At 58.3% G+C, this 18,527-nt stretch carries 17 protein-coding genes and 1 riboswitch; of the genes, 8 read left to right on the top strand and 9 right to left on the bottom strand.

What is annotated here, in order from left to right; all coding sequences use genetic code 11:
- Positions 1 to 4 precede the first annotated feature (4 nt).
- Positions 5 to 712, bottom strand: coding sequence for a Crp/Fnr family transcriptional regulator (locus WB402_RS02900; protein WP_424205417.1), 708 nt, complete (start codon positions 710 to 712; stop codon positions 5 to 7).
- Between the two features lie 674 nt (positions 713 to 1,386).
- Between WB402_RS02900 and ampD the strand changes: the two genes are divergently transcribed.
- The 4 genes from ampD (at position 1,387) to WB402_RS02880 (ending at position 4,554) form a co-directional block, all read left to right on the top strand.
- Entirely contained in the window at positions 1,387 to 1,935 is a 549-nt protein-coding gene (gene ampD, locus WB402_RS02895; protein WP_424205416.1) for a 1,6-anhydro-N-acetylmuramyl-L-alanine amidase AmpD, read from the top strand.
- A 64-nt stretch (positions 1,936 to 1,999) separates the two neighbouring features.
- Positions 2,000 to 2,929 carry a cobalamin biosynthesis protein CobD/CbiB gene (locus WB402_RS02890; protein WP_424205415.1) on the top strand — a complete coding sequence of 310 codons (930 nt, stop codon included), beginning with the start codon at positions 2,000 to 2,002 and terminating at the stop codon, positions 2,927 to 2,929.
- 89 nt (positions 2,930 to 3,018) lie between these two features.
- The gene (gene cobC / locus WB402_RS02885; protein WP_424205414.1) at positions 3,019 to 3,630 is read left to right on the top strand and encodes an alpha-ribazole phosphatase; all 612 of its coding nucleotides are present in this window, start codon (positions 3,019 to 3,021) and stop codon (positions 3,628 to 3,630) included.
- 96 nt (positions 3,631 to 3,726) lie between these two features.
- Positions 3,727 to 4,554 (top strand): cobalamin-binding protein, encoded by an 828-nt coding sequence (locus WB402_RS02880; protein WP_424205413.1) that lies wholly within the window; start codon positions 3,727 to 3,729, stop codon positions 4,552 to 4,554.
- On the opposite strand, the gene WB402_RS02875 is transcribed toward WB402_RS02880, so the two are convergent.
- The 3 genes from WB402_RS02875 to btuB are packed head-to-tail and all read right to left on the bottom strand — an operon-like array spanning position 4,551 to position 7,565.
- Positions 4,551 to 5,102, bottom strand: a complete 552-nt coding sequence (locus WB402_RS02875) for a cob(I)yrinic acid a,c-diamide adenosyltransferase (protein WP_424205412.1) — start codon at positions 5,100 to 5,102, stop codon at positions 4,551 to 4,553. The two genes, WB402_RS02880 and WB402_RS02875, sit on opposite strands and share 4 nt — an antisense overlap.
- Before the next feature lies 1 nt (position 5,103).
- Positions 5,104 to 5,769 carry an energy transducer TonB gene (locus WB402_RS02870; RefSeq protein WP_424205411.1) on the bottom strand — a complete coding sequence of 222 codons (666 nt, stop codon included), beginning with the start codon at positions 5,767 to 5,769 and terminating at the stop codon, positions 5,104 to 5,106.
- Positions 5,766 to 7,565, bottom strand: coding sequence for a TonB-dependent vitamin B12 receptor (gene btuB, locus WB402_RS02865; protein WP_424205410.1), 1,800 nt, complete (start codon positions 7,563 to 7,565; stop codon positions 5,766 to 5,768). The genes WB402_RS02870 and btuB overlap by 4 nt, the downstream gene beginning before the upstream one ends.
- 141 nt (positions 7,566 to 7,706) lie before the next feature.
- Positions 7,707 to 7,952, bottom strand: a riboswitch (cobalamin riboswitch).
- A gap of 39 nt (positions 7,953 to 7,991) precedes the next feature.
- On the opposite strand from btuB, the gene WB402_RS02860 reads away from it, so the two are divergent.
- On the top strand, positions 7,992 to 8,360 hold the full coding sequence (locus WB402_RS02860) for a hypothetical protein (protein ID WP_424205409.1): 369 nt from the start codon (positions 7,992 to 7,994) through the stop codon (positions 8,358 to 8,360).
- Positions 8,361 to 8,521: 161 nt separating this feature from the next.
- On the opposite strand, the gene WB402_RS02855 is transcribed toward WB402_RS02860, so the two are convergent.
- From WB402_RS02855 to WB402_RS02835, 5 genes are all read right to left on the bottom strand, one after another.
- Positions 8,522 to 10,885: a putative bifunctional diguanylate cyclase/phosphodiesterase gene (locus tag WB402_RS02855; protein WP_424205408.1), complete on the bottom strand. Its 2,364-nt coding sequence runs from the start codon at positions 10,883 to 10,885 to the stop codon at positions 8,522 to 8,524.
- Positions 10,886 to 11,207: 322 nt separating this feature from the next.
- Positions 11,208 to 11,969 (bottom strand): ABC transporter ATP-binding protein, encoded by a 762-nt coding sequence (locus WB402_RS02850; RefSeq protein ID WP_424205407.1) that lies wholly within the window; start codon positions 11,967 to 11,969, stop codon positions 11,208 to 11,210.
- Positions 11,969 to 12,940, bottom strand: coding sequence for a FecCD family ABC transporter permease (locus tag WB402_RS02845; RefSeq protein WP_424205406.1), 972 nt, complete (start codon positions 12,938 to 12,940; stop codon positions 11,969 to 11,971). The genes WB402_RS02850 and WB402_RS02845 overlap by 1 nt, the downstream gene beginning before the upstream one ends.
- An 11-nt stretch (positions 12,941 to 12,951) precedes the next feature.
- Positions 12,952 to 13,605 carry an HAD family hydrolase gene (locus WB402_RS02840; RefSeq protein WP_424205405.1) on the bottom strand — a complete coding sequence of 218 codons (654 nt, stop codon included), beginning with the start codon at positions 13,603 to 13,605 and terminating at the stop codon, positions 12,952 to 12,954.
- A 108-nt stretch (positions 13,606 to 13,713) separates the two neighbouring features.
- Positions 13,714 to 14,736, bottom strand: a complete 1,023-nt coding sequence (locus tag WB402_RS02835) for a WD40 repeat domain-containing protein (protein ID WP_424205404.1) — start codon at positions 14,734 to 14,736, stop codon at positions 13,714 to 13,716.
- Positions 14,737 to 14,775: 39 nt separating this feature from the next.
- Here WB402_RS02835 and WB402_RS02830 point away from each other — a divergent pair, with 39 nt between their 5' ends.
- The 3 genes from WB402_RS02830 (at position 14,776) to soxZ (ending at position 18,390) form a co-directional block, all read left to right on the top strand.
- The gene (locus tag WB402_RS02830) at positions 14,776 to 15,264 is read left to right on the top strand and encodes an RNA pyrophosphohydrolase (protein ID WP_424205403.1); all 489 of its coding nucleotides are present in this window, start codon (positions 14,776 to 14,778) and stop codon (positions 15,262 to 15,264) included.
- 15 nt (positions 15,265 to 15,279) lie between these two features.
- Positions 15,280 to 17,988 carry an efflux RND transporter permease subunit gene (locus WB402_RS02825; protein ID WP_424205402.1) on the top strand — a complete coding sequence of 903 codons (2,709 nt, stop codon included), beginning with the start codon at positions 15,280 to 15,282 and terminating at the stop codon, positions 17,986 to 17,988.
- 78 nt (positions 17,989 to 18,066) lie between these two features.
- Complete coding sequence (soxZ, locus tag WB402_RS02820) at positions 18,067 to 18,390, top strand: thiosulfate oxidation carrier complex protein SoxZ (RefSeq protein ID WP_424205401.1); 324 nt, start codon at positions 18,067 to 18,069, stop codon at positions 18,388 to 18,390.
- Positions 18,391 to 18,527 lie beyond the last annotated feature (137 nt).

Raw genomic sequence — 18,527 nt, 5'->3', positions numbered from 1 at the left:
CCTTCTAAGCTTGTGCCTTGGTATAGATGTCTTTGACAGTTTTATAACACCCGCACGCAGCGGCTACGAGGCCACTATGGTCGAGGATGGTGATGGTGCCGCGGCGGTAGCCGATGAGCTTGCGTTCCTGCAGCTTGCCCGCTGCCACGGTGACGCAGACCCGCCGCACGCCCAGCATGAGCGCAAGAAATTCCTGCGTAATGCGAAACTCGTTGGAGTTAACGCGGTCGCGGGTCATCAGCAGCCAGCGGGCCATGCGCTGTGTCACTACATGGAAGCGGTTGCACGCCGCGGTCTGCGCGATCTGGATCATCAGCAAGTGGGTAAATAGGAACAACTCTCGCCGCAATGCAGTGCTGTTGCTGAAATTGCGGCGAAAGTCCGCTATCTTCATCCGCATTGCCGTGCCGCCGCCTTGTACCACGGCACGAAAAGGCGAGGCAGCGATACCCAGTGCCACGGGAACCCCGATCATGCCTTCAGAGCCGATGAGTCCGACCTCCGCAGCCCGGTCGTCATCCACGGTAGTCAGCATTGAGACGAAGCAATCGTTGGGAAAGTACACGTGCCGAATCTGGGCGTGGGGTTCATAGAGAACCGCCTCAAAGGCCATCTTAACCGGTTCGAGGACGGGCAGCAGTTTCTGGTAATCCTTGCGGGGCAATGCGGCTAGCAGGCGATTCGGAACCGAGACTTGTTTTGCGCCCAGCATGAAACTTCCTCAGTGTGCAGTCTTTGCAACTCCTTTGTCGGGAGCCACTCTTCGAACTTCGGAAGGTCGATCCCGGACGGGGTTGAATCGAAGGCTTCGAAGGAAGCACGAAAGTATAATTACTATCATAAAAACAAGCAATTATGTTCGCAATCATACATAGAGCCATAAACTATGTCCTTTAGCGAACATAGTGTGCCGGCGCAATTTCAGCAGGGAAATTAGGCAGTCAGGCTCGAAAGACCGGACTTTGCGGAGGACGGCGCGCTTTTTACCTTGTCCCTGGCGAATTTGTAATCACGCCGCCACCGGCATCTGATACCACCTGTGACTGACCTTTCCTATCCCTCGTGCCTCCTGTAGATTCGGATTCCGATTGCGACCACTCTTGCGCGGATTTGACACAGTACCTGGCGAATCGTGGCTGTCTGTTATGGGCTGCTGAAACTCATGAAAACTCGTGTGAAATTACCCAAAAGTCGGCAATTTAAGAGACACGAAATGGAGTACATTAGGTATTATTTTTCAAGACGATAGGGCATCATCGGCTAAACGTTTCGTAATCAGTAGGTCATCGGTTCGACTCCGGTCACCGGCACCATCTTTGAAAGGGGGCTATCAGCTACAATTTCTTCATGACCCCACCTCGGATTGCAAAGGAGTGGCACAGTGTCATGCAGATTGATACGGCGAGCGGACTCATCCATGGCGCGTCGTATGTGGCATCTCCTAATTGTGACGCACGCCCGGATGGGGCGCCGATAGATATCCTGGTTATACATTCGATCAGCCTCCCGCCGGGAAGATTCGGAGGGCGAGGTATCGAGCAGCTTTTCTGCAACACCCTGAATCCCGACGAACATCCGTATTATCGTGAGATCCAGAATCTGAAGGTCTCTACCCATGTCCTGATACGTCGCAACGGTCAGCTTGTCCAATTCGTTCCATTGCACAAGCGTGCTTGGCACGCGGGTTTGTCTTATTGCGAGGGGAGAAGCCGTATTAACGATTTTTCCATTGGTATCGAACTGGAGGGGGCGGACGATCTTCCGTTTGAGGAAGCCCAGTACCAGTCGCTGACCAAGCTTACCCACGTTCTCCGGCAGGCTTATCCTGCCATTACGCCAGAGCGCATATATGGCCATTGCGATATTGCGCCCGGACGCAAGACCGATCCGGGTCCGACGTTCGACTGGAAAAGATACCTGGATAGTTGCGCCTAGGACTTGCCTTGTGACACGCGTGGCTATTACATTTACATGTAAACAAGGATGAAAAGCGTCTGGCATGAGTGAAATTCTGATTGTGGTGTTGTTGGCGATCACGCTGGACCATCTGATTCCCGATCGCCAGGGAATCAAGCCCTTTGTCTGGTATCGCGATTGGGCGGAATCCATCGAAGAACGATTCAACGGTGGCAAGCGTGCGCACGGTGTCGGTGCTGTCATGCTGGCGACGCTACCCATTGTTGCTGGCGTATTTCTGCTTCACTACGTTCTCGGGCAGCTCGCCTGGATACTCCGATTAGCCTTCGATGTCATGGTGCTCTATTTGTGTGTCGATGTTCATCGCTCAGGAAAAACGGCGAATGCGATATCGATTGCCCTGGAATCCGGTGATCTCGATGAAGCAAGCGAGAAATTGCAGGAATTGACCGGGAAAGGCGCCACTGAGAAAAATGAAGCCGACATCGCGCGCGCCGCGGTGGAAGGCGTGCTCAAGCAGGGTAATTCATTAATCGTCTCGCCGATTTTCTGGTTCATGTTGCTGGGTCCATTCGGAGCGGTATTGCAACGGCTGAGCTGCATTCTGGATTCTCTCTGGGGACACCGTTACGAGCGTTTCGCTGAATTCGGCTGGGCGGCGGCCCGCTTCGACGATCTGCTGGGATGGATACCGGCGCGCATCACCGCGCTTTCCTACGCATTGATGGGTAGCTTTGAAGATGCTCTGCACTGTTGGCGTCGGCGCGTCGGGGTCTGGTCGGATATCAACAGTGGTCCGCTGCTGGCCTCCGGTTTCGGTGCGATGCACATGCAGATATGCGAGGCTCAGGAAGAGGATGAATATACCGAAAGATCTTCCGATTTCTCTGTCATTCCGGATGCCGGCCATGTGCGCCGCGTCGTCGCCCTTGTCTGGCGGGTGCTGTTGTTGTGGCTCGTCGTCGGTATATTGATGACGGGGGCGCATCTGGCTGGCCTGTTCTCGGGCTAGTCCACCTCTACAGACTCTCCCGACATAACCGGCGGCCCGATTCCGTTGCAGTACGCCATGCGTAAATATGGATTTCTCCTCCGCGCTTCATGTCCCGGCAGCCGATAACCACCATCGATTTGATGCGCCACGGTGAACCCGTCGGTGGACGCAGGTATCGCGGTCAGACGGACGACCCGCTCAGTGAAAAAGGTTGGGCGCAGATGCGAAATGCCGTGGGCTATCATTGCCCGTGGCAGGCTGTGATCAGCTCTTCCCTCTCACGTTGCGCGGATTTTGCCCGGGAACTGGCCAAGCGTCACCAATTGCCGTTGGACATCGACGCGCGCCTGATCGAGCTGGGTTTTGGTGCGTGGGAAGGGCGTACTCCCGACGAGTTGACCGCGGCGGATCCTGAAACTCTCAATCGATTCCGACATGATCCGGTGGCGCATGCGCCACCGGGCGCCGAAACGCTTACGGCATTTCGTGACCGGGTTATTTCTGCCTGGGACAGCCTGCTTGAGCACCATGCAGGAAAGCATGTGCTGGTTGTTGTCCATGCCGGTGTGATTCGCATGGCCGTGGCGCATGTACTGAATGTACCGCTTCAGCATCTGTTCCGCTTGCAGGTGCAGAATGCCGGGATTACCCGCATCCGCGTCGAGATACATGGCGGACAGCTGTTTCCGCAGTTGCTGTTTCATGGCGGCAATTTGTGATCCCGCATGAATAAATTTATTCCGATATTCCAGCGATGGTTTCGACTGTGGCTGGGATGCCTGGCGATTGTCTCGACTGCCCACGCGGAAATTATCGTGCCTGATGATGCAGGCAGGACCCTGACACTGGCTTCTCCCGCCCGGCGTATCGTCAGTCTGGCGCCGAACGTCACGGAACTGCTGTACGCGGCAGGTGCGGGAAATTTTGTAGTCGGTGCCGTGGCGTACAGCGATTATCCGGAAGCGGCGAAAACCATACCTCGCGTGGGCAGCGGAGCGGGTCTCGATATCGAGGCGATCGTCGCGTTGCATCCCGACCTTGTCATCGCCTGGCAGTCCGGAAACCCATCGTGGCAGGTCGAGCGACTGATCGCGCTTGGGATGCCTGTTTTTGAGACCGAGCCGCGCCATCTCGATGACTTGGCAGACTTGCTGGAACGACTCGGCAGGCTCGCCGGGACAGAAGCGATTGCCGGCAAGACTGCCGCGGATTTTCGCCGGTACCTCGCGCGGCTTCGTGCCCGGTATTCGGGCCGGCCGGTTGTTCCGGCGTTTTATCAGATTCTGGACAGTTCTCTGCTTACGGTAAGTCGTCGTCACCTCCTCAACGATGTCATTCAGCTATGTGGCGGACGAAATGTTTATGCCGATTTGCCGGGATTGACGCCGCGGGTAGACGTGGAATCCGTGGTACAAAGAAATCCGGAAGTTATTCTGGCCAGTGGCTACGATGCGCTGTGGCAGGAATGGCGCGACCGCTGGCGGGCGTTGCCCATGCTTACCGCTTCCATGCGCGACAATCTGTTCTTCATACCACCTGATTTGATCGAGCGCCAGAGCCTGAGAATTCTTGATGGATCTGCGCAAATATGTACCGCGCTCGAACAGGCGCGGGCAAAAAGAAAAGTGCCAGGCAATCGTTAACGGTTCTTGCCGGGTTGCCACAGAACATCAGTGCGTCCGGCATAAACGTTCAGCACGCGCGCGAGAACAAACAGCAGGTCGGACAGTCGGTTCAGGTATTTTGTTGCGGCAGCGTTTATTTTTTCCTCTTCTCCAAGGCGGATCACACGCCGTTCCGCGCGGCGACACACGGACCGCGCCAGATGACACACGGCCGAGGCTTCAGATCCCCCGGGAAGTATAAATTCCTTGAGTGGCGGCAAATCCGCATTGAATTTGTCCAGTATCGTTTCCAGACGATTGACCTGTTCCTCGCTGATGGCAGAACGGTCGGGAATGCTGAGTTCTCCACCGAGGTCGAATAGTTCGTGCTGCACATCGGTAAGGCTGACGCGGATTTCATCCGACATTTGATGGGCGAGCAGCAGCCCTAGGAGGCTGTTCAATTCGTCCACTGCGCCGATTGCCTCGATACGCCGTTCGGTTTTTTTTACGCGCGATCCGTCTCCGAGTCCGGTGGTGCCATCATCGCCGGTGCGGGTGTAGATTTTCGAGAGGCGGTGTCCCATATCAGTTCTCCACCAGCCGGTAGATCACAGGCAACTGAATGTCGTGGCTGCGGCCATTGAGCCAGGCAACGGCTTCGCTGATATAGCCCAGCCGGTTGACAGAGTTTAACGCCGATCGGTCCAGAACGGCATAGCCAGAACTATTTTCAATGTGTACCTGGTCAAGGCGCCCGTCGGACTCCACGCGCAATCCCAACAGCACGGTACCTTGCCAGCCACGCGCCCTCGCGACCAGCGGATAATCGAAGTAGCGCGCCAGGTCGGCGAGTAGCAGGGCACGGATGCGCGCCTGTGATGCGCCGCTATCTTGGCCGGTTCCGTCGTTCACGTCGCTAGTTACCGCCGTCGTGGTCGGCGAGGAGTGCGATGGAACAGCCTGTTCTGCCGTGATAGAAGCCGTATCCGTGCGTTCAAGCAGAGGACGCGCGTTATCCGCGGATGACGTCACCGCCGGTGTTGACTTGTAGTGCGGGGAGAGCCGGGCGGGACGCGATTGGCGCGTATCGGGCACAAGCGATATGGAAAGCACGGTCTCGTGCTGACCGGTTAATCTCGGTGCGAATGGCCAGGGTGCGAGCAGGGCCAAGTGTAACGCGAGCGACAGTGCCGCACATCGCACAAGGCGCGCGTTGGTGATTTCAGGGGTGGCGTTGACGTTGCTGTTCATCGTTGCGGCTGGTATGACACGCCCATGAAATAACCACGACCTGGCGAGTTGTAGTTCGCCACGGTCTGGTAATCCTTGTCGAGCATGTTTTCAATGCGCGCCTGGATCTGCCAGTCGCGCGCCATATAATAACGGGCGCGCAGGTTGATCAGACCGTAACCCGCGATTGGCACGTTGTTGGAGGCATCATCATAGCGTGCGCCCTCGGCGATGGCTTCTACGCCGACCTCGATTTCTTCCAGGCGCCGGTCCACGGAGAAGTGCGCGGATCGGCGGCTGCGGCGGGCTAATACGTTACCCGTGGCGACATCGCGCGGGCTGGCCAGGGTAATCGATCCACTCAAGCGCCAGGCATCGAGTACGGTGTTTGCTTCAGCTTCCATTCCATCTATACGTGCCTTGTTGACGTTCTGGACAGTGTTGGTGGCGACATCGTAGCCGATGAGATTGTCGATATCGGTGCGATAGGCCGACAACTGCCAGTTTGTCTTTCCGTTATTGCCTTTCAAACCGAGTTCACTGCTCTTCGATTCCTCCGGCTGCAAATTGGGGTTGCCTTGAAAGAAAGGGGAGCTGTAGTACAGATCATTGAATGTCGGAGCGTGGAACGCCGTTCCATAGGAAGCGTACATACGCAGGTTCTTAGCCAGCTTGAGACCCCAAGCGATGCTGCCGGTGTCATGGTTGCCGAATTGTTCATTGTGATCACGCCGGTAGCCGAGATTAAGATCTTGGGCGCCAAAGCCGACCTGATATTGGCCGAATGTGCCATGAGTTTCGCGACTGGTTTGGGTATAGGTGGTGGTGCTGGTTACCTGATCTTCGTAACGGTCGTAACCAAGCGTCAGCAGCTGTTGTGTGCCTATCGAGAAGTCATTCTGCCATGAAACGCTGCGTCGTGTGGTCATAAACTGTTCCGGTGCGCTCAGGCCATCGGCGCGAAAACTGTTTCGGTCGTCAAGGTTGTGACCCAGAGCGACGGTGCTGATCCACTCCTGAAACGGCTCAATACGCAACTTTGCGCCGGCGATCTCCTGGGTAAAGTGGTCTTCGTTATTGAACCCCGGGTAACTGTCGTACTCGGTGTCACCGCTGGCGTGCGAGCCGTTTATATCGAGTTCGATATGTTCGGCCAGGCGCTGATCGAGTCGCAGACTATATGCGTTATTGTGATAACCATCTCGGTCTGGTTCATCGAAACCGATGGCCGGCTGGGTGGCATTGATACCGCGCGTGGCAAGACGGCTGGCTGAGAGGTTATAACGCGTTCCCTGGCTGGCGCCGGATATCCCGATCGTGGTGTCGTTGAATGAATGCGAACCGGCCGTCAACGATGCGCGCGGCTGCGTGGTTGTTGTTCCTGAGCGTGTAAAGATCTGGATCACTCCGCCGATCGCCTCCGAGCCGTAGAGCGCCGAACGCGGGCCACGCACGATTTCGACTCGCTCAATTTCATCGAGAGGCATGAATTCCCATGCAACACTACCGCTGGTGGCGTTACCAACCTTGACCCCATCTACCAATACGAGCACATGGTTGGAGTTTGTCCCGCGCATGAACACCGAAGTGAGCTTTCCGTCACCACCCTGGGTAGCGACGTCGATGCCGGCCACGTCGCGGAGCAACTCGGGTACCGAGTGAGCCTGACTGCGCTGCATGTCCTCGCGTGTGATCACCGTAACCGCGGCGAGCGCCTCATCGACGGTCTGGGCGGTGCGTGTCGCCGTGACTATCACCGCATTCAGGTCAGGCTCTTCCGCTTCGGCGGGTGTTGAAAAATTGTTGATCGCCAGCAAAGCGGCGAGAAAGCAGGGTACCGGTTTCACTTTTTTCTCCGCAAACCGCGCGCACCCGCGCAGGGGTTGGTGTAAATGTGCGGAGGAAGGGGAGAAGCGGAAGGCGCGAGGCCATGGCCGCCCGCGCCGCCCTCCGCGACACCATATGGGTAACCTCAGGCCGGTCTCCGGGCTCACGAGTGGGTTGACCCGGCGAATCGCCTTCCCGTCGGACCTTAATCGCACGCGATTGAGGTCGTACAGTGGCGCTTGATTCGCCTTAACTCGTTTACCGTTGCGGGGGCAGCGCCGGAATAGTCCGCCGAAATTTCTCGATGGGCGCACCGGCTTCCCGTTTCATCTCCCGGAATGAAAATTCCGGGAAACACCTGAAGCTATTGAGCTACATGCTCTCGTGCAATATATGAAGCGGCGGAAGATGTGTCAATGATTGACGACACTTGTAATTATGGCGCGGATATGCAGGAAGCGATGAAACCATGCCGTAATGTTTTCGTTCACGACGCGGAAATAAAAAAGCCGGCCCGAAGGCCGGCTTTTTATATGCAGCTGATAACTGAATCTTGTCAGCCTTACTTCTTCTCGGGGGCAGCAGGAGCAGCAGGGGCCGCCGGAGCAGCTTCCGCCGGTTTGGGAGCATCTGCCGCCGGGGCAGCCGGGGCCATTGGTGCAGGTGCCGGGGCGACAACCTTCTGTTCCTTTTTCTCACAGGCAGTTACTGCCGTCATGGCCAACAGTGCGGCAAGCAGAATCGAGTACTTTTTCATAAAGTTAAGCTTCCTTGTTAAGATTTAATTAAACCGTGAATGGTAAATGGTAATTCAAGACAACATCAAGCAGCCGGGCGCCTATTCTTCTCAAATTGGAGAAACTTTCCATCGTTATTATTGCATATAAAGATCAATGATTTTAATTGATATCGTCCAAAATGTCACTGGTAGATAACCAGGGCAGGATCAGGAAACCAGACGCGGAGCGCCATAGAACAGGCCCTGGGCATTGCAAATCCCGATTTCCTGAAGCGCGTGTTCAGTCGCGGCGTCTTCCACGCTTTCAGCGATGGTTTGCATCCCAAAGGAGGAGGCCAGTTCGTGAATATGGGTCACAATCTTGCGGTCGGCTTCGTTTTGCATCATGCCGCGCACGAATGAGCCCTCGATTTTGAGGTAATCCGGTCGGAACTGGTTGAGGAAGTTATACGTGGAATAACCGCTGCCGAAATCGTCGAGCGCCAACTTGCAACCGAGGGCGCGCAGGGTCTGGATATCCTGATGCAGACTGTCGCACAAGGGAATGGTCTCGCGTTCGGTGATCTCGATGGTAATCGAGCGTCCATCGGCACAGGCCGGTTTGAGCAACTTGCTCAGATCCTGCACAAATTCCTTGTCGTTGAAAGAAGAGATATCCACGTTGAGAAACAAGGCATGTTCCGAGGGCGTTAGCAACAGCGCCTGACCGATGACGTGCAGGTCCACCTCACGCGTCAGTCCCAGCTCCTCCGCCACCGTGATGAAGTCCTTTGCCTGGATCACCAGACCATTGACACGCATGCGCGCCAGGACTTCGTAGGCCATCGGAACTCCGTTCTTGAGATTGCAGATAGGCTGAAAGGCGGGATGGATGTGTCCCTGTTCGATCGCATTACGCAACTGGAACCCCTGGCTGAAGATCGACATTACAGCCCGGCTGATATCCGGTGACAGCACCTCGATGCGATTGCGGCCTCCGCGTTTGCTGTGGTAGAGCGCGACATCCGCGGCGCTCACCAGGTCCTGGGCGTTGGCTCCGTGCGTCGGTGCCTCGGCCACGCCCATGGAGGACTGAAGCTGCATGTGCCCCACCGGCAACGGGATGCGCGTATCGCCGATGCAGTCGTGGAGTTTCTGCGCGATTCGCGTGGCGTTTTCGATGTCGGTGTTCTTGAGCACCATGGCGAATTCATCGCCCGCCAGGCGCGCGATGTAGTCGTTGCGCCGCACCTGCTGCTTGAGCAATTGGGCGGTGGTGCGCAGCACCTCGTCGCCGAAAGGATGGCCGTAGGTGTCGTTGATGAATTTGAAGCCGTCGAGATCGATGAGCAGCAGACACACCGGCATGTTCTTCGGCAAATGATCCGACAAGATAACTTCCAGCTGGCTGTCGAAGTGGCGGCGGTTGTAGAGACCGGTCAACGGATCGGTGACAGACAGGTGATACAGCTCGTCCTGATACCGGCTCAGCAGGTGGTTGAGTTCAACACTCCTGGTGATATCACTGAACGTGCCGATGATACCGGTAAAATTTCCCGCCGAGTCAGTTTGGGCATCGGCATCGAGACTCATCCACAAGTGCTTGCCATTCGCCGAGCGCAGCGAGATCTCGCGGTTTTTCTCGTGCAGGCGCGGGAGCGCGTTGGCCTCGAAGTCGCGGATGGCGTCCTCGCCCAGAAGAAAATCGCTGAAAGATTTTCCGAGCGATTCTTCCGCGGCAAAACCGGTCAGGGCCTGCCAAGCCGGGTTGAGGAAGATGATGCGGCCGTCGGCATCGAGCTCGAACAGGATTTCGTGCATGCTGTTGACGAGTTTTCGCAGGCGCGTTTCACTGTATTCGAGCAGCTCGCGTGTTTCTTCGAGGCTTTGAATATAGTGCCGCATCGTGGCCGAGCCGTCGGTGAACGCCTGGTTGAGTTCCTGGATTTCACGGCTGCCCGACTCGATCAGTTTCACGCGCGGATGCCAGTTACCGTGGGCGAATTCGCGCGCCCATTCCATGAGCGGCCGGAGCGGCGCGGTAAAACGGGTTAGCAGCAGATATGCGAGCAGGAAAGCCACGGCCAGCACGATCGCGGTCAACGCGCTGCCGACAATGATCACGTGCCGTATGCTTTGATTGAGCGGTGCGTACGATAGCAGTGCTTCGAGGCGCCCGACCCTTACGCCGTTGACGGTAATTTCCGATTTGAGCAGCGGGCTTGCGCCGGAAACACCCGCCAGTATCCGCGACATCCCGCTGGCCGGCTCCATGTCACCCTGATGCTGGTACAGCAGGGAGCCGCCGCTTTCGTCGACGATGCGGATCGAGGCGATCGCGGGGTCGGCGGCAATTTTTTGCATGTAATTGTCCAGCCCCGTGACATCATAATTTGCCACCATGCCACGCACGGCCGGCTCGACGAACACCATCAGGTTCTGGGCCAGTTGTTGTTGTGCCTCAAGATGGGTGTGGGCCGCCTGGCGCGCGAAAGCGAGAGTGACGACGGCGGCGGTAAGCAATAAAAGGATGGAGAAGGAGGCGGCGATCCGCGCACGCAACGTTCGTGGGAAAAGCCGTAGACGCATCATAGGTACGTCACCGCCGGGAAAAGGAGATGCAAAGGACGGACAGGGAGCCCATGCCCCGGCGCGGATTCAAGCAGACGACTCAATCCCAATGCGCGTGCCCCATCCTCTATTATTAAGTACCGCTGCGAGTGGCCGGAAGTATAACGGCCGGCCCTTTTTTAATCCACTTTGGCACTAGCCGCCGGATCCCGAGGCGCAGGGCGACTCCCTTCCGAGGCGAAGCTCCTTCGAAGGGAGTACGCCGGGCCGTCACATGAGGCAACGTTCAATGAGTCGCACCGGCCGCCACCGCCGAAAGAGCATGCGCCTCGGACACTGGGCGTTAGTCGGGCAGATACCATCGGGCGCCATCGGCGTGAATTTCGCGCAGGCGGCAGTGATACAGCCGCTCGAGGTTCGGGCGCGCGAGTATGTCGCCCAGCGGTCCATGGAGGCATTCGCCATCGTCGAACAGCAGGATGCCATGGGTGCCAAAGCGCGCGGCGAGATTAACGTCGTGTAGAACAATAATGTTCAGGTGGCCTGGCCGATGTGCACGGCTGGCCAGCATTTCCAGCATCCGGATCTGGTGACGCAGGTCGAGGTGGTTTGTCGGCTCGTCCAACAGGCAAATGGGCGCATCTTGGGTAAGCAGGGCGGCTATTTCGACGCGCCGCCGCTCGCCGCCCGACAGGGTGGCGAGCGGCCGCTGGGCAAAACCGGCGAGTTCGACGGTCTCGAGCGCGGTTTCGGCCGCGCGATAATCCTCCGCGCTTTCCCACTGCCAGCGTTCCAGGCGCGGGTAACGACCGGTCAGCACGGTCTCGAGCACCGTGGCCGGGAATGCCGATTCGAAATCCTGAAACAGCACGCCCAACCGTCGCGCGCGCTGACGATGCGGGATAGCGCTTACGGGAACGTTGTCGAGAAGGACGTCACCTTGATCCGGTTCGCGCAGGCCGGCGAGCGCGTGCAGCAGCGTTGTCTTGCCGCTGCCATTTGCTCCGAGGATTACCCAGTTCTCGCCGTCGTTGAAACCGACATCGAGCCGATTGCACAGAGTGCGATCGGCGATGCGCAGTGTCAGGCGGTCTGTGCGTAGCATCAGCGCGTTCGGGCGAGAAGAAAAAGAAACACCGGGACGCCCAGCAGGGCGGTGAGCACGCCGACCGGGAGCTGCATGGGTGCCGCCCCACTGCGTGCCAGGGTATCGGCCACCGTCAGAAATCCGCCGCCGAACAGGACGCTCGCGGGCAGCAGAAAACGGTGATCGGAGCCGCCGGCCAACCTTAATATATGGGGAATGATCAAACCCACGAACCCTATGCTTCCCGCCAGTGTGACCGCCATGGCCGTCAGCAGCGAGGCCAGGAGATAAATCATAAGGCGCAGCCGCGCCGGATTCTCTCCCAGCGTGGCGGCGACATTTTCGCCGCGCATGAGCAGATTGAGCGGGCGCGCGAGCCACAGGGACACCGCGAGACCGATCACCAGGGCAGTAATCGCCACTCCGGGTTGAGAAGCGTAACTCAGATCGCCGATCAGCCAGAAGAGCATTCCTTGAACCTGTGCTGCCGGCGCCACGGCCAGAATCAGGCTGATCACGGCGCCCCAGCCGGCGGCGACCACCACGCCGGTGAGCAGCAGACGATTCTGCGTCCAGGCGGCACCGGCGCGGCTTAAGCCGAAGACGATGAGCATGGAAAGCATGGCGCCGAGGAAGGCGTTACCACGCAACCATCCGGCGCCGAGACCGGCCAGCATCGATAGCAGCGTCGCGACCGCCGCGCCGCCCGAGATGCCGAGCACATAGGGATCCGCGAGCGGATTGCGCAACAGCACTTGCAGCAATGCGCCCGAGAGCGCCAGCAGTCCGCCCACGGCGAAAGCCGCGAGCGCGCGCGGGAGACGCAATTCGTGTATGACCAGATACACCGTGGCGTTGTCGTGGTTGCCGAGCAGCGCCCGCCACAGTTCCGTCGCCGCAATGTTCAGGCTGCCCTGGGACAGAGCAAACCACAGGCTTAATGGCGCCGCCGCCAGCAGCAGGAGCGTGATCGGCAGGCGGCGGTTCATGGGCGATTCACTCAGCGCAGGGGCAGAATCTGCCAGCCGCGCTGCTGCGCCTCGCGCCGCAGGATATCGTCGGGATTGACCGCCACCGGGTGGTCGACGATGGAAAGCAACGGCAGATCGTTGTGCGAATCGCTGTAGAACCAGCTGTCCTGCAATGTCTGCCCCTGTTCCTGCATCCAGCTCTTCAGCCGCGTTACCTTGCCTTCGCGGTAGCAGGGCGTGCCCGCGACCCTGCCGGTAAAGCGCCCGTCGCGCTCCTCCGGTTCGGTGGCGATGAGGTGCGGAATATTGAACTCCCATGCGATCGGTTCTGTGACGAAGCGGTTGGTCGCGGTGATGATGACGAGTGTATCGCCGTGAGCGCGGTGCAGGTTCACGAGCGCGCGGGCGGCGGGTGTGATCATGGGCAGAATCTTGGTCTGCATGTACTGCCGGTGCCAGCTATCCAGGCTGGCGCGGTCGTGGGCGGCGAGCGGTTTCAAGGCGAACGCGAGAAACTCCATGATATCGAGCGTGCCCGCCTGATACTGGGCGTAGTAACGTTCGTTTTCGCGCTCGTACTCCGCGCCATCGACAACGTGATTCTCGATCAGGAACCGTCCCCACGCGTGATCGCTGTCGCCGCGCAGCAGCGTGTTGTCGAGGTCGAAGATAGCGAGGCTCAAGATTAAATCCTGTTTAATAAAATTAAACCGCCAAGACGCCAAGGGTATCGGGAGAATTCTTGCGAGAGATATTTCATGTTTCTTGCTTTCTTGGCGGTGCAATATATTTTATTTTGAGAAGAAAGTCTGTTCCGGCAGCGGGTGCTGCAGGTCCCAGATGTATACGCTCGCGTCGTCGGAAGTGGAGGCGAGATAGCGCCCGTCGGGCGAGAGACGCACGACACTTCCGCACAGTTCATGCGGCTGAAAACGCTTCAGCACGACGCCGGTCTGGGCATCGAGCAGGTATACCGCGCTGTCAGTTTGACGGCCGATGCTCGCCAGCGTCCGGCCGTCGCGACTGAAGCTGATCGACTTGACGATGCCGTGATGCACCGTCGGTAGTATCTGCAGGCCACCGTTATCGAGCTGCCAACGGAACAGATTGAACCAGCCGCTACCCATGAGAAAAGTCCCGTCGGGCGCGAAGGCCAGGTCCTGTGCGTCCGTGGGTGGAGAGGGCAATGGGCGCGGTTCCTCGCGTGCTCGCCAGTAAAACACGCGTCCATCGGTTCCGCTCGAGGCCAGTTGGTTGGTGGCGGCATGATAGGCCACCGCGCGCACCGCACCGCGATGTGGATGCAGGTCGCGCAAGAGAGAAAGATCCGCGAGCCGCCACAGGCGTACATGTCCGTCGCTGTGTCCGGTAACGACGAGATTGGCGGCTTCATCCGCCGCCATGCTGGTGACCGGTGCCGGTGTGTTCAGGCGTTTCAGCAGCGTTCCGTTGCGCGTCCAGCGTGCGAGTGAGCCATCGTAGGCGGCGGAGAGCAATTCGCGGTCGTGGTCGAGAAACACAAGCCCCTGCAACGAATCGGTGTGCGCTTTCCAGCCGGAGAGTTCCTTCCCGTCCGGCAAGCGCCACAGGCGGATGCGGCCCTCCGATCCTCCGCTCGCCAGGGTTTCCGAGCGGCTGTCGAAGGCAAGTGTGTAACCGTTGTTGTGAACATCCCGCAGGACGATATTGGCGGGGATACGGGGCGGCGAAGCGCAGCCGTAGAGACCCAGCGCGCCGGTCAGCAGCACGATACCGATGCAACAACCGCTTATGCGCCCAGCATTGCCGCCGCCGCGGCTTCGTGGAAAAATCACCCTAAGTTCTCATCGTATTTCGGTTTTTGTGGAATTGTAATGATAGACGAACACGGTTACCGCCCCAACGTGGGCATTATCCTGTGCAATGGCCACAACCAGGTTTTCTGGGCGCGGCGCTGTGGCCAGGACGGCTGGCAGTTTCCGCAGGGCGGCATCCGTCTGAAGGAAGCCATCGAGGCCGCCATGTACCGCGAGCTGCGCGAAGAGGTCGGCCTCGTTCCGTCGCATGTCGAGATACTGGGACGAACCCGCGACTGGCTGCATTACGATATTCCCGACGATTATCGCCGCCGCAACCCGAACAGCGCCTTCCGGGGCCAGAAACAGATCTGGTTCCTGTTGCGTCATCTGGGGTGCGATGCTGACGTGCGGCTCGATCTGTGCGAGCGGCCAGAATTCGACGAGTGGTGCTGGATCGAATACTGGAGACCGCTTGAGCACATCATCAGTTTCAAGCGCGAAGTGTACCAGCGTGCGCTCGCCGAGCTCGAGCCTCTTCTGACTCTCGCACGCGCGCAGGATTAAAGGAATACGCGGCGCATGCCCCCGGCCGCCGTTCGTCCGTCTTCGCGACATCGGTTGCTTGTTGTCCTCGCCACGCTGACTGTTTTGTTGTCGGGATTTTTCGCGCTCGGCCGTCTTCCGATCGATCTGTTGCCCGCGCATGAGGCGCCGCACTTGCTTGTGCGGGTTTCGGTACCGGGCGTGAGCGCGTCGGTGATCGAGGAGAAAATTACTCGCCGTTTGGAACAGATGCTTACCGGGACCGTGGGCGTGTCAAGTATCGAGTCGGTTACCGAGTCGGGTGGCGCCGTCATTGATATGCGGTTGAAACACCGGCGCGATATCGACGCCGCGCAGCAGGATGCGGCTGTCCGGCTCGATCGGGCCAAGTCATTCTGGCCCGCTTCGGTGGAGCCGCCAGGTGTTTCCATTGTGGACGCATCGTCCATCGCAGCGGAATTTGTCGTAACGTCGAACGCGCGCGACCCGCTGGCATTGCGTGATTGGGTCCAGGATGAGTTCGCCAGAAAGCTCCGCGAGTTGCCAGGCGTGTCCACGGTTGACGTGCAAGGCGGCGCGGTGCGCGAAATCCTGGTGATGCCGGATCAGCGGCGGTTGGCGGGATACGGGCTTTCGTTCGGCGATCTGTTGCAGGCGATCCGCAAGCCCCCCGCGACGGATACCGCGGTTCGGCGTCCGCCGGCAAAGAGCCACGGCCGCCACGTGGCGATGCAATCGGGTGGTGCCGCCGCCGTGGCGGCGCTACCGGTGATCCTGCCTGACGGCGAAAGCGTCTCGCTCTCCGAAATCGCCACGGTAACGCTCGGCGAAGGGGCGAGGCCAGAGCATTTCCATTTTGACGGCAGAGAAGCCGTTAAAGTTACTGTCCACAGTCAGGCGCGGGCGGTCATGTCGGACGTAGTCGAACGGATTCAGGCGCATGGAGAATGGATGCGCGCGAACCGGTTGATTCCCGAAGACATCGAGATCCATCCTCTCTCGCCGAGACTTCTTCAAGCGCGGCAATCACTCGGGCGTATCGCCTTGGCGCTCGTGGCAGGTGTCGCACTGGTGCTGTTTACGGGGTACCTGTTGTTGCGCAGCGGACGACGTAGCGTACTACTTGGGGTTGTCATCGCTGCCTCGTTGCTGGCGGCTTTTGTATTGATGGCGCTGTTGAGATTTACGCTCGATGTGATGACGCTCGGGGGGCTGGTGATGGGCGCGGGTTTGTTCGGCAGCAGCGCCATCCTGCTGTTCGAAAACACTCGCCGCCCTGCGGACCACGGTGCCATCACGGTAAGTCCAATTATGGCCATGGTGGCTGCTCTTCCCGCCGCGCTGTTACCGGTTTTGTTCGTGAGTGGCGGAATAAACCTTGTGTTTCGGGAGTTTGTCCTCGTTATTGGCGCCGCCTGGCTGCTCTCCGCCATGTTCGCCCTGATGCTGGTTTCGGCGTTCGACAAGCGCCGTCGTCATGGGAAGGAGCATAGAAAAGGCCCCGTCGGTCACTGGATCGCCGGAATACGCCAATCGTACGATAACCTGTTACGGCGGCTGCTGCGGAAACCCGCAATTGCGCTGATCTTGGTAATTATTCTGGCGGCCCTGATGTTGACGGTATTTTCCCTTAAACGACAGGAAGCTTCGCTGACCGACGATGCGGGAGCCGTGGTAGTGCGCATTCAGGGAGCCGATCGTGAACGCTTGACCACGTATGCCGACGATATCGCACAGCGACTGCGTTCCATGCCGGATTGGCGCGAAGTAAGGCACAGCTTGCAGGCTTCACACGAGGAACTCAGTCTGCGCATGGATGAAGATCGTGCGCGAGAACTGGGAATCGAAATCACCGATGCCGGGAGAGCACTGGCGATTGCGCTCTCCGGCATACCGGCCGGGGATTTCCGCGACGCCGAGCATCGCTATGATATTCGCCTGCGCCTGCCGCCGGAGGAATCCAGTAACGCCGTTGCCTTGGACCGGATTCTGCTCCTGGGCGAACTGGAAGACCGGCCAGCCGTGCATCTGGGCGATGTCGCCCGCGTTGAACACGTTCCTGCTCCGACGCAGATTCGACGACGCCATGGAATTCCGGAAGTCGAGATCATGGCATCGCCTGCCAAGGGTGTATCGCCAGAGCAGGCAGGGGAACGGATACACGCAATGCTTGAAAAATACAAACTTCCCGCCGGTTACCGGTTCTCCTTCGCAGACTCCGGAAATATGGTGGAAACAAACCGAAGCCAGGATTCCGCCATGTTCGGATTAGCACTGTTTTTTTTGTTCATCATACAGGCGTTGTTGCACCGATCATGGCGTGCCGCGACGATGATTGCCTTGACCGCCTTCAGCGTCGCGGCAGGAACAGGCGCGGTATTACTGCTGTCCGGCATGCCGCTGTCACCGGCGGTATGGATGGGCGGATTAATCCTGATCGGCATCACGGCAGGGCAGGCGGCGATATTCGCCGCATCCGTTTCCGGAGTGAGTCGGCAGGATCTGTCATGGCAACAGAAACTGCGACGAGTTGCCAAATATCAATTCCGCCCGTTGTTTGCGCTGAGCCTGGTCACCGTCACTGGCATGATACCGCTTGTGTTTACCAATGGCGCCGTGGCTGTCTTGCATCCAGTAATTATTACCGTCGGAGTGGGTTATTTGTTTTCATTGCCGGCGATTTTGTTTCTGGTACCGGCGCTAACTGTATTTCTTGCACGCAAGGAACAAAGCCGCGGACAATGAAGTCTATCATGACTGGTATTGTTGCCCGCGAGAGATTCGTTTCGTATTATTAATTGTTAACGGTTGAGGATTGATTCAATGGCAGATCGCAAAATGAAAATGCGCACCCGCTTGCAGGATGGCGTGGTGGAGTTGCAGATACTGATCACGCACCCGATGGAAACCGGACTGCGCACCGATAAGAACACCAACACTAAAATCCCGCCGCATTTCATCCAGAAGGTGAATGTCGAACTCAACGGCAAGGTGGTCGTGGTGGTAAGTACCGGCACTGGTATTTCTGAAGACCCGCTGCTCGGATTCCGGCTCAAGGACGCCAAGAACGGCGACAAGCTGAAAGTTTTCTGGAGCGACAACCTGGGTGAGTCCGGGTCGATGGAAGGGGTGGTGGACATTTCGTGAGGCAGAGGCCGTATTCCCTCAGTAAAAAACCGCCCGAAAGGGCGGATTTTTTATGCCGCGTGGCAAGGACTGAAGGCGGACGTTTATTGGTATATTTTGGTCACGATCCCGGCGGCCAGCAGGGCGGAGCCGTAGGC

Origin of the sequence: Sulfuricaulis sp., assembly GCF_049587675.1 — a bacterium.
Taxonomy (GTDB): domain Bacteria; phylum Pseudomonadota; class Gammaproteobacteria; order Acidiferrobacterales; family Sulfurifustaceae; genus Sulfuricaulis.
This window is presented reverse-complemented; position numbering and strand designations above follow the sequence as displayed.